Source organism: Nonomuraea sp. NPDC050540, assembly GCF_044457485.1.
In the GTDB taxonomy this organism is placed as follows: Bacteria; Actinomycetota; Actinomycetes; order Streptosporangiales; family Streptosporangiaceae; genus Nonomuraea.
The window spans coordinates 247,017-261,808 of sequence record NZ_JBITHA010000016.1 but is presented as its reverse complement, the minus strand read 5'-3'; the positions used below and the strand labels follow the sequence as shown (position 1 = coordinate 261,808).

At 70.7% G+C, this 14,792-nt stretch carries 11 protein-coding genes; 6 read left to right on the top strand and 5 right to left on the bottom strand.

What is annotated here, in order from left to right:
* Positions 1–35 precede the first annotated feature (35 nt).
* The 3 genes from ACIBI5_RS41335 (at position 36) to ACIBI5_RS41325 (ending at position 2,960) form a co-directional block, all read left to right on the top strand.
* Positions 36–1,301: an MFS transporter gene (locus ACIBI5_RS41335; protein WP_397255254.1), complete on the top strand. Its 1,266-nt coding sequence runs from the start codon at positions 36–38 to the stop codon at positions 1,299–1,301.
* 201 nt (positions 1,302–1,502) lie between these two features.
* Positions 1,503–2,327, top strand: coding sequence for a DUF899 family protein (locus tag ACIBI5_RS41330; protein WP_397255252.1), 825 nt, complete (start codon positions 1,503–1,505; stop codon positions 2,325–2,327).
* Between the two features lie 144 nt (positions 2,328–2,471).
* Positions 2,472–2,960, top strand: a complete 489-nt coding sequence (locus ACIBI5_RS41325; RefSeq protein WP_397255250.1) for a nuclear transport factor 2 family protein — start codon at positions 2,472–2,474, stop codon at positions 2,958–2,960.
* Between the two features lie 161 nt (positions 2,961–3,121).
* On the opposite strand, the gene ACIBI5_RS41320 is transcribed toward ACIBI5_RS41325, so the two are convergent.
* The 3 genes from ACIBI5_RS41320 to ACIBI5_RS41310 all read right to left on the bottom strand — a co-directional run bounded on the left by ACIBI5_RS41320 (position 3,122) and on the right by ACIBI5_RS41310 (position 7,817).
* Positions 3,122–3,490 (bottom strand): YciI family protein, encoded by a 369-nt coding sequence (locus tag ACIBI5_RS41320; protein ID WP_397255248.1) that lies wholly within the window; start codon positions 3,488–3,490, stop codon positions 3,122–3,124.
* 120 nt (positions 3,491–3,610) lie between these two features.
* Positions 3,611–6,340, bottom strand: a complete 2,730-nt coding sequence (locus ACIBI5_RS41315) for an AAA family ATPase (RefSeq protein WP_397255246.1) — start codon at positions 6,338–6,340, stop codon at positions 3,611–3,613.
* A gap of 166 nt (positions 6,341–6,506) precedes the next feature.
* The gene (locus ACIBI5_RS41310) at positions 6,507–7,817 is read right to left on the bottom strand and encodes a S41 family peptidase (protein ID WP_397255244.1); all 1,311 of its coding nucleotides are present in this window, start codon (positions 7,815–7,817) and stop codon (positions 6,507–6,509) included.
* Between the two features lie 225 nt (positions 7,818–8,042).
* On the opposite strand from ACIBI5_RS41310, the gene ACIBI5_RS41305 reads away from it, so the two are divergent.
* The 3 genes from ACIBI5_RS41305 (at position 8,043) to ACIBI5_RS41295 (ending at position 10,671) form a co-directional block, all read left to right on the top strand.
* A complete protein-coding gene (locus ACIBI5_RS41305) occupies positions 8,043–8,375 on the top strand; it encodes an ArsR/SmtB family transcription factor (RefSeq protein ID WP_397255242.1) in 333 nt (110 codons plus the stop codon).
* Positions 8,372–8,620, top strand: a complete 249-nt coding sequence (locus ACIBI5_RS41300) for a hypothetical protein (protein ID WP_397255240.1) — start codon at positions 8,372–8,374, stop codon at positions 8,618–8,620. The genes ACIBI5_RS41305 and ACIBI5_RS41300 overlap by 4 nt, the downstream gene beginning before the upstream one ends.
* 122 nt (positions 8,621–8,742) lie before the next feature.
* On the top strand, positions 8,743–10,671 hold the full coding sequence (locus ACIBI5_RS41295) for a serine hydrolase (protein WP_397255238.1): 1,929 nt from the start codon (positions 8,743–8,745) through the stop codon (positions 10,669–10,671).
* An 81-nt stretch (positions 10,672–10,752) separates the two neighbouring features.
* Here the strand turns inward: ACIBI5_RS41295 and ACIBI5_RS41290 are convergent, their stop codons facing one another.
* Both ACIBI5_RS41290 and ACIBI5_RS41285 read right to left on the bottom strand, forming a co-directional pair.
* On the bottom strand, positions 10,753–11,160 hold the full coding sequence (locus ACIBI5_RS41290; RefSeq protein ID WP_397255236.1) for an RICIN domain-containing protein: 408 nt from the start codon (positions 11,158–11,160) through the stop codon (positions 10,753–10,755).
* A 196-nt stretch (positions 11,161–11,356) separates the two neighbouring features.
* On the bottom strand, positions 11,357–14,791 hold the full coding sequence (locus ACIBI5_RS41285; RefSeq protein WP_397255234.1) for a hypothetical protein: 3,435 nt from the start codon (positions 14,789–14,791) through the stop codon (positions 11,357–11,359).
* Position 14,792: the final 1 nt, after the last annotated feature.

Below are 14,792 nucleotides of genomic sequence, written 5' to 3'. Positions count from 1 at the left end.
GACCAGACCGCTCACTCGCCGAGGAGAAAGAGACCATGTCCCCAAGCAAGGCGAGCGGTTTACGGCTCTTACGCGACAATGCGGGATTTCGCTCGCTGTGGTCGGCACGGGTCGTCTCGGTAGGCGGTGACGCGCTCAGCCTCGTCGCGCTGATGCTCCACGTCGCCGAGACCACGGGGCAGGCGATCGCGGTGTCGCTTCTGCTGCTCGTCGGCGACTTCGTTCCCTCACTGCTCAGCCCGATCGCCGGCGCGATCAGCGACCGCTTCGACCTCAAGCGGGTGATGATCGCATGTGAGCTGGCTCAGGGCATGGTGCTCCTGCTCATCGCTCTGTCGTTGCCGCCGCTTCCCCTGCTGCTGGTGCTGGTCGGGCTGCGCGCGATCGCGGGACAGGTGTTCCTGCCCGCCTCCCGCGCGGCGATACCCGGGCTGGTCCGGGACAAGGATCTGGAGACCGCCAACGCCACGCTGGGCTTCGGCACCAACACGGCCGAGGCGCTCGGACCGCTGGCCGCAGCCGCGCTCTTCCCCTTCGTCGGAATACGGGGCGTGCTCCTGGTCGACGCCGTCTCCTTCCTGCTCGCCGGCGCAGTCCTGCTCACGCTGCGCTCGCTTCCCCCCGCGCCCTCCCCGGAGGGAACGAAGACCTCGCTCCTGGGGGACGCGAAGTCCGGGCTCGGCTACATCAGGTCAGCCAAGGTGGTCCGGGTCATCGCCCTGGGCTTCTGCGCCATCGTGGCCTTCAACGGAGTGGACGATGTCGCTCTGGTCCTCCTGGCCACCGAATCCTTCGCGGCCGGCCAGTCGGCGGTCGGCCTGCTTCTCGGCGCCGTCGGCATCGGCCTGCTCTTCGGATACGCCCTGACGGCCCGCTACAGCGCTCGAACATCCCTGGTGACCCTGCTGCTGGCCGGCTTCGCGGTGAACAGCGCCGGCAACCTCCTCACGGGGCTGGCCTGGGCCGTCGCCGCCGCGTTCATGACCCAGTTCGTCCGCGGATTCGGTATCGCGGCGATGGACGTGGCCACCAACACCATGCTGCAGCGCCTGGTCCCCCAAGGAATGCTCGGCAGAGTCTTCGGCAACCTCTACGGAGCGATCGGAGTAGCCGCCGCGCTGTCCTACCTGGCGGGCGGGTTCCTGCTGGACGCCACTTCCGCACCGGCGACACTTCTCATCGCGGGTGGCGGCGGCCTGCTGGCCACCGTGCTCGTCGCTTTCGCGCTGCCAAGAGCGCTGCGCGAGCACACCTCCGACTCCGATCCCGACGGCACCGAGACGCGAAGAGCCACGCGGTGACGGTCCCCCGCGTCCGCCTTGGTGCAGGCATGTCGCGCCGCCTCGACCGGACTCGTCCCGCCGGCCACCCTGCTCACCGACCACGGCGGCGCAGCTCCAAGGTTTCCTTTTCTGGGCCTCCTGGGGACGATGGACTGAGGGTTCGGTTCGATCTCCCGGGGAGGCGCCACGCACGGTCACGACCGCATCCAGGAGACGATCATGAACGATGACGCGAAGAACAACGGCATCTCTGCCCTGCCGCCGGTCGTCGACCGGGACACCTGGCAGGCCGGCATAGATGCGCTGCGGGTTCGGGAGAAGGCCCACACCCGCGAAGGTGACGCGATCGCGGCGGCCCGCCGGCGCCTGCCCATGGTGGAAGTGGATGCCGGCCTTGAGCTGATCGGGCCGAAGGGGCCGGTGACCCTGCTGGGCGCGTTCGAAGGACGTCGGCAGCTCATCGCCTACTACTTCATGTGGTGGCCCGGCCGGCCCGCGCCCGAGCAGTGCGAGGGCTGCACGTTGTTCCTCAGCCAGGTCGGCGAACTGTCCTACCTGCACTCCCGTGACATCACCTACGCGGTGTTCAGCCAGGGCCGCAACACCGCGTTCGGCCCGGCCGACGCCCAGGCGTCCTACGACGAAAGCGTCCGCTATCGCGACTTCATGGGCTGGGACATGCCGTGGTACTCGGCACAGCCGTCCCTTGACGCGCTCCTCGTCGGCCGCGAACTCGGCCTGATGCACCTCGTGTGCTACGTGCGGGAGGGCGACCGCGTCTTCGAGACCTACTGGACGTCGCGGCGCGGCGTGGAGGCCATGGACTACAGCTACACGCTCATGGACCTCACCGTGTACGGGCGCCAGGAGCCCTGGGAGGACTCGCCCTCCGGCTGGCCGCAACCGCAGGTCGACAGGGAGTCGGCACACATGCGGGCCAACGGACGTCCCACCGCCCAGTGGCCGCGAATCCACGCCGGACACTCCGACGACCTCGGAACCGCGGAGACCGGACCGGCGCCCACGCCTCGCAACTGTCACTAATGGTGGCCTGGCACGAATGTGAGCCCCATCACGTTCGCCGGGGCGTCCCGACGCTCCGGACTCATTCGTCGATGATCTGTAGCCGCCACCGCGGGAAGAAGATCACCGTGGGCGGTCATCGCGTTCGCAGGAGAGAGGTAACCGATGAGAGATCTGCAGATCATCGCCGACCGGGTCGAGATCGAGGCGCTGCGGGGCGAACACGCCGACGCGGCGATGATCGGCGACTACGACCGTTTCGCGTCGCTGTTCACCGGAGACGCGGTGTGGCGGATCCCCCCGGCCAATGTCGAGTTCATCGGCCGGAAGGAGATCCGGGCCGGTATCGAACGGCTGCAGGATGCGTGGGAGTTCTGGGTGCAGAACGTGCATCCGGGCACGATCCACTTCGATGGCGACATCGCGACCGGCCGGGAATCCATCTTCGAGATCGGTCGCCAGCGCGACGGCAGGTCGGTCGTCATGTACGGCTTCTTCCACGACCGCTACCGGCGCACCCCGGATGGCTGGAAGTTCACCGAGCGCGTCCTGGAGCCCCAATACCTCGACACCACTGCGCTGACGGGTTCGCCTCATGTGACCTGGGAAAGCCCAGAGGCCGCGAACACCCCCTCCGCGGAAGAAGCCCGATAGCCCAAGCGCGGTGCCGATGGTGGTCCGGTTACCGGGCAGGCAGCGGACCACGGTGAGCGCGGCGACGACGCCGACCGCGCGCATCATGCGGCGCCGGTCCAGGCCCAGGTTGGTGACCGCTGCTCATCGTCAGCGTGCGGCGTCCCGGCGTCGACGGGTCGTCAGGCGGGGGGCGCCTCCTGGAGGGCACGCACCTCGATCCTGCTGCGCAGCGCCCGCGAGGCCTGCTTGGTCCATTCGATCGCGACGTCGTCGTTTTCGGCCTCGATGATCCAGAAGCCGCCGAGATACTCCTTGGCCTCCACGAAGGGGCCTCGCGTGAGTACGGGGCTGTCGCCGGAGTAGTCCACCGTGGTCGCGCTGGACGGCGGCTGCAGGCCTCCGGCGGACACGAACGCACCCGCCTCCTGAAGGGCGGTGTTGAACGCATCGACCTCCGCGATCATCTGCTGCAACTCCGCAGGGTCCATGCCCTCCATCGTCGGCTCCTCGGCGGAGTCGTGGGGGAGGCTCAGAAAGTACTGCGTCATTGTCGTCTCCTCGTCATTGGCGTTACGGCCGATGGCCACGGTGTGAACGCTATGCGGGGGCTCCCCCGTGACGCATCGGTCATCGTGACCGATGTCGGGGAAGCCGATGACTGACGTTACTTACCGGTGCTGCGGCTGGACGAGGCCGGTCAGCTCGGCGCGGCCGGTGACGCCGAGTTTCGGATACGCCTTGTAGAGGTGGTGGCCGACGGTCCGCGGGCTGAGGAACAGCTGTGCGGCGATCTCTTTGTTGGTGTGGCCGGTGGCGGCCAGCCGTACAACCTGCAATTCCTGGGGTGTGAGCAGGGTGAGGGGGCCGCTGCGCTGCGGCTCGTCGCCCCGCTCACCGAAGGCTGCCAGCTCGCCGCGCGCACGCTCGGCCCAGAGCGGCGCGCCGAGGCGCTCGAACGCGGACACCGCCGCCGCGAGATGGGCGCGGGCCTCGGTACGGCGGCGCCGGCGGCGCAGCCATTCCCCGTAGACCAGCTGGGTACGGGCGTGCTCGTAGGGGCCGCCGTGCCCCTCGTGGAGCCGCAGTGCCCCGGTGTACAGCGCCTCGGCGTCGCCGTCGCCGGCCAGCAAGGCCCGGCAGCGTAGCTCGAGCCCGGTGGCGACCGGGCGGTCGACGTGCTCGGCCCAGTGGCGGAACGCCGCCAGCGGTCCGTGGGCGCGATCCGGCATGCCGCCGCGTACGGCCGCTTCCACCAGATCCGGCACCGCCCGGACCAGGAGGTCGCGGCTCGCCGGTCCCCGGGACACCAGCTCGAGCCGGTCGTACGCTTCCCCGAACCGCCGGGCGGAAAGGTCGAGCATGCCCAGACCCCAGGCCGCGATCTCGGCGTTGACCCGGTGCCGGGCTCGGGCCCGCGGGAGCACCTCCTCGGCAAGGGCCCGGCAGCGTGCCTCGTCACCCGATACGGCGTGGAGCCACACCTCCACCGACCGGTGCGCCAGGCTCTCGGTCGTGTTCCCGAGCTCGTCGCTCACGGACACGCCCTCCGCCACACACGCGCGGGCGTCCGCGAACTCGCCGCGCAACAGCCGCGCCACCGCGAGCACGTTCAGGGTGTACGGGACCCACCCCAGCGCCCCGTTGGCCCGCACCTCGGCCAGCATGTCCTCCGTACCGGTGACGACGCTGTCGTCGTCGGCGATCATGAGCCCGCCGAACCCGGTCGTGATCTGGTGCGTCAGGTCGTTCCCGGCGCCGCGGGTGGCGGCGTGGAGAGCGCGCATCGGGCCGACGGCCTGCTCCGGGCGTCCGGCGAAGAGCTCCGCCCACCCGAGAAGGGCGGCGACCACGGGTGCCCAGTGCTCCGGCGGGGTGAACCCGCGCATCAGATCCGCCGCACGCTCCAGGAGGTCGTGCGCCGCTCCGTGCCGGGCCGCGTGCACAGCCTCGTAGAGGGTGAGCACGGCGCGCTCCGGATCGCTGTCGCGCACCAACGCGGCGGCCTCGAGCGTCAGCTCCGCATCGGCCCGCGGCGAGGTGCGTTCGTACTCCACCGCGCCACGGGTATAGATGGCCGTCGCCCGGATGCCGGGGTCGGTGGTGAGCGAGAGCGCCTCGGCCGCCAGCCGGGCGGCGCGGTCGGCCTTGCCGGCGTCGAACGCGGCCTGGCTGGCCCGGGCGATACGCCGGGCCTTCAGCTCCCGGTCGGCACTGAGCCGACCGGCGCGATCGTAGGCGGCGCACACCGCCATCGCGCCGCCCCGGTGCCAGGCCCGCTCCGCCGCGTCCTCCAGTTCGGCGGCCACGGCCTCGTCGGGGGTGATGGTGGCGGCGGCGAGGTGCCAGGCCCGGCGGTCGGCATCGGCGTCCCCGCGCAGCGCCTCGGCGTACGCGCGATGTACCTCGATCCGCCGGTGCAGCGGCGCGTCCTGATAGGCCGCCGCCCGTACCAAGGGGTGGCGGAACGTGATCCGGCTGTCGATCCAGACGAGCCGGTCGCGTTCGGCGGGCTCCAGGTCGCCGGCGGTGCCGCCGAGGGATTCGATCACGTGCAGGATCGTCGCGAGAGGCGCCGCCAGGTCGGCCGCCGCCACCAGAAGCGCGCGCTGGGCGGGCTCGGGAAGCCCCGCGATCTGGTGACGGAATGTCTCCTGTACGCGGCGGGTCACCGGCAGCGGGCCGACCTGCTCGGCCGGATCGGCATCGTCCGCCGCGAGCCGCGACGACCCGAGCTCGATGATCGCCAGAGGATTGCCGCCGGACTCCGCGAGGACCCGGGTACGCACCGGCTCGATGAGTTCCGGTGCGTGCTCGTCGAGCAGCCGGGCGGCATCGGGCGCGGCGAGGCCGGGCAGGTCCACGACCTCGACGCCCGCGATGTCGAACGGCATCGCCGTATCGCGCAGCGCGAACAGCATCGCGATCGGATCGGCCACGAAGCGGCGGGCAGCGAACAGCAGCGCCTCCACCGAACCCTGGTCGAGCCATTGCAGGTCATCGATCACGCACAGCAGCGGGGCCTTCTCGGCCAGATCGGCGAGCAACGACAGGGTGCCGGCGGAGATCAGGAACCGGTTGGCCTCGTCTCCCTCCGACAGGCCGAAGGCGCAACGCAGTGCCCTGGCCTGGGGAGCGGGCAGGGCGTCCAGCCGATCCACGTGAGGAAACAACAGGTGGTGCAGGCCGCCGTACGCCAGCTCGGAGTCGGACTCGACCCCCGCTACGCGGACCACGCGCATGCCGCCCTCTTCGGCGATCGACACAGCGTGCTCGAGAAGAACCGACTTCCCGATACCCGCCGCGCCCCGTAGCCCCAGGACGCCGCTGCGTTCGTCGCGCGCATTCGCCAGCAGGCGGTGAATGCGCGCTTGCTCGCCCTCCCTGCCCACCAGTGACATGTGTTGCTCCTAGCCAAGCCGCTGCCGCGTGTACGGATGTGTCGGGGCGGGGGGTGTTGCAGACGAGGCGGCGTGTCATGAGCGTAGTCCACGAAGGCGGTCACCTGCGTGTGCTCGTCCCCGGGGGCGTCATCGCGAGGAGTCGCCCCGCGGCTCGGAAGAGGCGTCAAAGGAGCGTCAGTGCCTTGGCCACGCCCGGATCGCGCCCGGTGGCCAGGTCGAGGGCGGTCATGGGGGCGTAGTGGTCGACCGGCACGCCGATCGTGTCGATGGTTTCACGCGCGGGCCCGAGGTGCCGGACCTTGGGCAGCAGCAGGATGCTGCCGTCGTTGAGGCGATAGCCTTCGGCGGGGCCGGAGACGGCTCCGGCGGTGCGGGTTCCGATGAGGGTGCCCAGGTTGTTGTCCTTGACGGCCGCGCTGAAGTCCTCGCAGGCCGAGGCACATCCCCGGTCGGTGAGGACGATGAGGCGCGAGCCGAGCAGCGGGACGGTGTCGTCGGTCCGGTTGGGCACGCAGTCGCCCTTGAACGGGCAGAAGTAGCTGGTGATCTTGCCGTGTGCGAACGCGCCGAGCAGCCGCGTCACCTCGCGGGGTGACCCGCCGCCGTTGCCGCGCAGATCGAGGACCACCGCTTCCGGCTTGCCCCGCAGCTTGGCGATGACCTGGTCGGCGGCGCCTTCGAAGAAGCCGGGCAGCTGGACGTGGACGGCGCCGCCGGGAAGCGTCGTCGACGTCACCGCCGGAGGCCGCCTCGTGATGGGCCCCTCCCCGAGGTCGAGGGTGCGGGTCCGTCCCGTCGTGGGGCGCTTGAGCGTGAGCTTCACCGGATTGGTGGCGAACGCTTCGACGATGCTCTGGTTCACGGTGTTCCCGATGAACGCGGGCACGCCGTTGGCCTTGACGATGATGTCACCAGGTCTGATGCCGGCCTTGGCGGCGGGGCTGCCGGGCAGGACGCTGGTGATGAACAAGGGCGGCTTGGCCGCCGGGTCGAGTTGCCGGCCCTGCTGGGCAGATATGCCCACGATGCCCGTTCCGATCGGCTTGTCCTCCGATGGTGGAGCTGGCCTGACCCAGCGGGCGTGGTTGTCGTGCAGTCCGGCGACCATCGCGGTGATCGCGGCGCGCAGCGCGGACACGTCACCGGCGCCGAGGACTTTCGCGAAGGCGGCCCAGTCGGTGTCGCGGTTCCCGGTCAGCTCGGGCAGCTGGAGGTCGCTCCGATCGGCGTCGCGCCGCATCAGGTCCTGGGTGTAGGCGGCGAAGGCGCTCTTCAGCAGTGCCTTCGGATCCATGGCCGGACCGCTGTAGTAGTGGTCCAGCACGCAGAGGTATGCCTGCCGGAGCGTGTTCACCGAGGTCGGCGGCGCCGATTCCGAAGGTGGCGCGGTGGCGGGGGCGCAACCCCCGGCCGGGGCGGGCGCGGACAGGGAGCAGGCCGTCACCAGGACGGCCGCGCAGATGGCTCTGATCATGGCCGCCAGCGTGGCCTGAAGCCGGTTTCACGGTCGTGAACGGATCCGTTACGCCGGTGAAACCCCGGTCCGGGTACGAACGTCGCCTGGTGGCCGAGGACGAACGCGACCAGGCCGATCTCGTGCGGCATCGGCGACCGGTCGCCTGCGCCAGCGGTTGACGCCTGCACTTGCACCTGTAAGATTCGACTAACAGGTGCAAGATTGGATCTTTCTAAGGACGACATGTCGACCAGCGAAGAGTTGCTCAGCCTGCTCAGCGCGGTCGGGCACCCTCTGCGGTTGCGGATCCTGGCCGAGCTGGCCGGTGGTCGCGTCCATGTCAGCGAGCTGGCTCGCCGGATCGGGATGTCCCGTGCGCTGCTCTACATGCATCTGGAGCGGCTGGAGAAGGCGAAGCTGATCGAGGGGCAGCTGGAGCTGTCGGCCGACGGCAAGGCGATGAAGTACATCGAGCTGCTGCCCTTCGAGCTCACCCTGACGATCGACACCGTTCTCGCGGCTCTGCGCGCGGACGACGAGGAAGGACCCCACCAGGTGCAGGAGACCCCGCAGTGATCGACATCGGTTCCATCGTGATCCCCATCGTGGTCGTACTGATTCTGTTCAGCGCCATCACGGCGTGCCTGGCGTTCTACTTCCGGTTCGAGCGGCACCGCACCGAGGTGCTGACGGCCGAGATGGCCAGGTATCGCGACATGGCCGAGCGGGCCGTACAGCAGCAGAGTGAGGTGCAGGCCAGGCTTGGCGAGCTGACGGAGAGAGTCGCCGCGATGGAGACGATCCTGCGCAGCGTCGACTGACGAACCTGAGACAGAAGTCCGGGGGCGAGCGGCAACTCACCCCCGGACCGCGGAACCGCACGACCACGCCGTGACGGCGTGCCTTTGACGCGTACGTGCTCCCACAGAAAGGAGAGCAGCTCATGCTGCTCCAACGCAAACCCTCTCGCCGGCGTGCCCTGATCTCTTCACTTGGCGTCGCCGTTCCGCTCCTCATGGTGAGCGCGCCCGCCGCCGCGACGGTCGCCGACCCCGCCCAGTCCGTACGGCGGTTCGCCGACGCCTCCATGCTCCGGCAGCTGAAGGAGCACCAGATCCCCGGCGGGGCGATCGCCGTCGTGGCGGGCGGCCGCCAGGTGTTCGCCCAGGGCTACGGCGTCGCCGAGGTGGAGACCGGCCGTCCCGTGGACGCCGGGCAGACCGTCTTCGCCCCCGCCTCAGTGGCCAAGCTGATCACCGCCACCGCGGTCATGCAGCTCGTCGAACGAGGCCGGATCGACCTGAAGGCGGACGTCAACCAGTACCTCACCGCATTCAAGATCGACGACGCCTATCCGGGCCGGCCCGTCACCATGGCCAACCTCCTGACCCACACCGCCGGGTTCGCCGGCGGCGACTTCGGCACCGGCGCGGCCACGGCCCAGGACGTTCACCGGCTCGGCGACCACCTCGCCGACCACCAGCCACCCCGGATCCGCCCGCCCGGCGCCAGGGCCGTCTACTCCAACTACGGGATGGGCCTGGCCGGCTACCTGGTCGAGGTCCGTTCGGGCATGCCCTTCCACCAGTACGTACAGGAGAACATCTTCCGCCCGCTCGGCATGACGCACTCCTCCATGGCTCAGCCCGAGCCGGGCCACATCGCCCGGGCGCTGGCACCCGGCTACCGCTTGCAGGACGGTCGCCAGATCCGGGCAGAAGGCACCAAGTACGGGCACATGCCACCGCACGGCGCCGGATTCCGCTCCACCGCCACCGACATGGCCGCCTTCATGCTGGCCCAGCTGACCGGCGGCGGCACGATACTCAAGCCGGACAGCGTCCGCCTCATGCAGAGCCGCCACTTCGGCAACGCCGAGGGCACGGCCGGGCAGGGATACGGCTTCCAGGAGTACACCAGGAACGGCCGGCGCCTGCTCGTCCACCGCGGCAACATCCCCGGATACTTCGCGATCATGGCGCTGATCCCCGAGCGGCACATGGGCGTTTACGCCTCCTTCAACGGCACCGGCAAGGGCGGACCCGACTCCGCCTGGTCCCTGGTCAACGCCTTCGCCGACCGCTTCGCCCCGGCCCCCGCCCCGGAGCCCGGCGCGCCGGGCCCGCTGCCCGACGTCACCCGGTTCACCGGCAGTTACCGTACGGCCCTGGCCGCCGACATGACCGATCTCGGCAAGCTCAGCTCGCTCACCGGCGTGGTGACGGTGAGCGCCGCCGGCGACGGCACCCTGACCACCACCGGCGCGGTCGCGCACGGCCCCACCGAGAGCCGGCAATGGACGCAGATCGCCCCCGGCCTGTTCCGCGAGAAGAACGGCTACCGGACGATCCGGTTCCGCGAAGACGGCCTCCTGGCCACGGAGAACCCGGTCGGGCCCCTCGAACGCCTGGCCTGGTACCAATCGCCCACCCTGCATCTCGGCATGCTCGGCGTCAGCCTGACCGTCCTGCTGCTGTCAGTGGTGGCCTGGCCCCTCACCCGCGCCGTACGCTCCACCCGCCGCCGCCTCGCGCCCCAGGGACGAGGCGCGACCGGCGCGCCGCGCCTGGCCGGGCTGCCGGGCTGGATCACGGCGGCGCTCGTCACGGCCTCCGCCGGATCCCTCGCGGCGATGTTCGCCGACTTCGACGCCAACCAGGCCGACTTCTTCCTCGGCGGCAGCCCGCTGTTCACGGCCATCACCACCCTGCCCCTGCTCGCCGCGGCCGCGACCGCCACGACGCTGGCGACCACCACGCTCGCCTGGTTCAAGGGCTGGTGGAGCCCGGTCGGACGCATCCACCACACCGCCGTCGCCCTCGCCGCGCTCGCCTACCTGAGTGTGGTCGCCGCCTACAACCTGATCGGCTGACCCGGCCGCCGGCGTCGAGGCCACGCCGTACCGTCTGCGGACAGATCGATCGACGCGATGGTTCGGGCAGGTGACCTGCTGCTACCAGTAGGTCACGTTCCACCGTTGCGAGGGAGTGGCGACGCAGGTTCCGGGCGTCACGTGTGCCCCCTCCACAGCGATAGCGGGACTCAGGCACTCGATGCTGCCCGTACTCGTGGTGCGAATGAAGAAGTTCTGGTGCGTCCAATGCTGGATGCGATGATCGATGCAGCGCTGCAGCTCGGCCAGGCGGACGCCGGTGCCCGTGGTGACAGCGGCCAGGCAGTAGCTGCTGGGGAGGTGGATGAGCCACCCGCCGTTCCACCAGCCCCACCTCTGCCCGGGGTCTGCGCTGTGGCAACGGCCCAGGTAGACGTCCCCACCGAGGTTGCCGGTGGTGTCAAGGCACAACCCCAGCTCCTCATGGTTGGCGATCTTGAACGGTCCGGGGGTGCCGGGAGGATACACGGCGCTGAAACCTTCACTGCTTGGACTCGCTGACGCGCTTGCCACGCTGCCGAGGAGAAGCAGGGGCGCTGCCAGGACGGTCATTGCCAGCCGGAGCCGGAACATCGCTGATCCCCTTCGATGAGGAGGCCCGAAATGAACTGCCTGCGTGCTCTGCCAATAACAGGATGCACGCCCTGGCGAAGGTTGTCGCCATTCAGGGCAAACGACCAAGGCGCTGGGCCGCGTACGGGTCTCCGGCGTCGGCCCGCGCCCGCAACTCATGCGTCAGCCCCTGCTCGTCCAGAACCCTGGCCAGCTCGGACGCGGCGGACGCGTCTCCCGCCGCGGCACGTGCCCGCAGTTCCTCGACGTTGCCCTCGACGCCCAGGAGCCGGGCGAGCTCCTTGGAGGCGTACCAGTCGTCGGCATCGGCCCGCCTGCGCAGCAGCCCCAGCGCCTCATCCAGACGTTCGGCACCGATCAGCAGTTTGACCAGCCGGTCCACCGGGCCACCCGCGTGTGCGCTGCCGCCTCTCGCGGCGACGACCTCTTGCAGGAAGTCGATGGCGTCCCCGGCCTGTCCCCCCTCGATCATCAGATCGATCAGCCTGGTCGTGGCGCTCCAGTTTCCCGCGTCGGACTCCGCCTTCAGCTCGTCGAGGCGTCCGTGCTCGGCGAGCAGGCGGGCCACCTGCTGGTCCGCGTTGGGGCCGTACAAGGAGTCGAAACGGGTCCGCAGGAGGTCGATCGCCTCATCCAGGCGTCCGTGGGCGGCGAGCAGGTTGGCCAGGTGCCCGGTCACGTGCTGGGCGTCGGCGCTGGAAGGGGCGACACGGGCGTCCAGGAACGTGATCGCCTCTTCGACGTGTCCCAGTGCGACCAGCCGTTCGGCCGTGGTGGCGTTGGCCATCGCGCCTCTCGGCTCCGCGTAGTCCTCCAGGATCGGCATCAGCGTCTGAATCCGGCCCCGTTCCATCAGCATGTCGATCAGCTGGTCGGCCGCTTGGCGATCGCCGTCGTCGGCGCGGGCCCGCAGAACGGTGACGGCCTCGTCGACGCGGTCCTGCGCGGCCAGCGTCTTGGCCAGCAGGCGATCGACCATGCGCCAACCGGCCTCGGACAGGGCGCGTAACTCCTCGACCCGGCCCTGCTCCGCCAGCAGCCTCGCCAAGGCGGCGACGGCGCCCCCGTCGCCTGCCTCGGCGCGCGTGCGGAGTTCCTCGTGCCGCCCCTGCTCGGCCAGTAGTTTGGCGAGCGCCCAGGCGGCGTCCCGATCACCGGCATCGCCCAGGATCCGCAACTCGTCGAGCCGGCCCTGAGCCTCCAGAAGTTTCACCAGCTCACGGCGTGCGTTCCAGTCCCCGGCCTCGGCTCTGGCGCGTAACTCGGACACGAGTCCTTGTTCGGCCAGCAGCGGGACCAGATCGGCGGCGGCGTAGTCGTCGCCCGCGTCGGCGTGCTTCCGCAGGATGGCAGTGGCCTCGCCGATCTTGCCCTGTCTTCGCAAGAGGTCGACCAGGAAACCGCGGGCGAAGCGGTCACCTTGGTCCGTGCGGGCGCGTAGTTCGTCGATGTGGCCCCGCGCGCCCAGGAGTCGCGCCAGCTCCAGCCGGGCCCGCGGGCCTCCCAGTTTGGCGCGGCCGCGCAGGTGATCGAGGTGGGAGGCGTCGGCGAGATGGTCCTGGAGCAGGGCGTGCCGGAACTGCCAGGCGGATCCGGCCTGGCGCAGCATCTGGCGCTGGTGCGCGTCCTCGACGAAGGCCCACAACCGCCAGGGCAGCTTGCCGCAGGCCGCCAGGAACAGGTGGATGATCCGGAACCTGGTCCAGGTCCACCATCCGGCGGCGAGGCCCGCGGCGCCCGCGTACACCAGTGCCGCGATTCCCGACACGGCGGCCACCTGTCCGAGCGGTCCCGTCACCAGGGCCCCGAGCGCGAAGGCCGGGCCGCCGATCAGCGCGTGCCGGACGGCGGCCAGGACGGCGTTGCGGTGGTTGGCGCGGAAGGTCAGCCGTGGTGTGGGGTGTTCGGTACGCGCGGCCGTCCACGGCAGCACGACGGTGGCCAGCGTGGCGGCGGGAACGGCGATCAAGGCCGCCGCCCACGCGTCCGCCACGAACCCCGCGGCCAGGCCGAACACGATCCCGAACCCGGCCGCGCGCCTTCGCCTGCGGGCCCGCTCGGTCCGCGCCGTGCGATAGCGCCACCGTACGTACGGCGGGTACGTGTCCGGCCATAGCGGGCGGAACGTCCGGGCGGCGGCGAACCCGATCGCCAGACACCCCGCCAGCGCCGCCCGCAGACCGGCGAAACCGCCCACCGCTGCCACCAGGCCCGCCCCGGCCACGAGCATGGCCACCATCGCCCGCCCGGTCTCGGCGAGATTGGGGTATTTGGGAGTGGGACTGACCGTCAGCTGCCACCACCACCAGTCGCGCAGGCGGGTCTCTCGCAGCTGGTACGCCAGCCGCCCCAGCCAGCGCGCCGCGTGCTCCGGCCGGTTGCGGCTCCGGCGACGTCCCGGGCGGCTTCGGTATTCGGCGGCGACGAACCCGTCCATGAGCGTGGCCGCGATCTCGCTCCGGTCGGTCATCGCGATCAGCCGGTCGGGATCGGTGCTCGTGGCCTGAAAGGCGGCGCGGGCCAGCCAGACCATGAAGGGCGTGGACAACACCGTGGCCAGCACCCCGTCGGGCTGCGCGCGCAGGTGCTCGAACACCCGCTGCCAGCGGGCGCGGGATGGAGCCGGATGGGACAGGAAGGCGATGGCCTCCTCGACGCCCACCGGCTCGATCTCGACGACCGCCGCCATGGACAGCACCGGGCCGCCGGCCGTGATCGCCTGCTCGTACTCCTCGCCCCTGCAGGTGAGGACCAGCGGCCTGCCGGCCGCGGCCAGCAGGTCCAGTTCCCGCACCGCCCGTACGTACGCCGCCACCGGCAACTCGTCCAGCCCGTCGAGCACCGGCAGCACCCGGCCCGCCTCGACCAGCTCACGCGCCCAGGCCGGGCCGTCGCCGCCCCGTACGGTCAGAAGGTCGTAGTCCTCATCCAGGCGCCGGATCACGAACTCCTCGACCGACTCCAGCGCGGGGTTCCACGAGGAGATCGGGAGCAGCACCGGCACGGTCCCGCCCGCCGCGGCCTCCTTCAGCAGGCCCAGGGTGAGCAGCATCGCCAGCACGCTCTTGCCCGCCCCCGGCTCGCCCAGCACGACCAGCTGCCGATGCGGCAGTGCGCGAAAGGCGGCCACCGTCTCCCGCGCCGTCCCCGTCAGTGGCAGCAACTCCCAGCTCGCGCCGCTGTCGTCGTCGATCACCAGTTCCCGTCCAGCCGCGACCGGCCGTCCGGTGCTCGACCAGCGCACCTGCAAAGGCACCGGGTGCACGTGCCGCCGGGCCGCCTCGGCCGTCCACTGCCTGCGCACCTCCCCGGCCAGCCGGGTCGCCACCGCGTCCAGCGTCGTCGGCGCCGGCGGCGGCCGGCTCACCCGCCGCGCCACCACGGCACCGGCCCCTGCCAGCCCCATGGCGATGGCGATCCAGGGCCCGCTCCAGACGCCGTCGTTGAGTATCTGGTTACCCGCCACGGCGACGGCGACCGGCATCACCACCGACGCCACCCACCACAGCCCGGCCCGCAGCCTCATA

What these genes read in the sequence shown, in the direction of transcription:
- ACIBI5_RS41315 (WP_397255246.1), bottom strand. Translation starts at nt 6,340, where the DNA reads ATGTCACTGGTGGGCAGGGAGGGCGAGCAAGCGCGCATTCACCGCCTG.
- ACIBI5_RS41335 (WP_397255254.1), top strand. Translation starts at nt 36, where the DNA reads ATGTCCCCAAGCAAGGCGAGCGGTTTACGGCTCTTACGCGACAATGCG.
- ACIBI5_RS41305 (WP_397255242.1), top strand. Translation starts at nt 8,043, where the DNA reads ATGTCGACCAGCGAAGAGTTGCTCAGCCTGCTCAGCGCGGTCGGGCAC.
- ACIBI5_RS41320 (WP_397255248.1), bottom strand. Translation starts at nt 3,490, where the DNA reads ATGACGCAGTACTTTCTGAGCCTCCCCCACGACTCCGCCGAGGAGCCG.
- ACIBI5_RS41330 (WP_397255252.1), top strand. Translation starts at nt 1,503, where the DNA reads ATGAACGATGACGCGAAGAACAACGGCATCTCTGCCCTGCCGCCGGTC.
- ACIBI5_RS41310 (WP_397255244.1), bottom strand. Translation starts at nt 7,817, where the DNA reads ATGATCAGAGCCATCTGCGCGGCCGTCCTGGTGACGGCCTGCTCCCTG.
- ACIBI5_RS41295 (WP_397255238.1), top strand. Translation starts at nt 8,743, where the DNA reads ATGCTGCTCCAACGCAAACCCTCTCGCCGGCGTGCCCTGATCTCTTCA.
- ACIBI5_RS41325 (WP_397255250.1), top strand. Translation starts at nt 2,472, where the DNA reads ATGAGAGATCTGCAGATCATCGCCGACCGGGTCGAGATCGAGGCGCTG.
- ACIBI5_RS41285 (WP_397255234.1), bottom strand. Translation starts at nt 14,791, where the DNA reads ATGAGGCTGCGGGCCGGGCTGTGGTGGGTGGCGTCGGTGGTGATGCCG.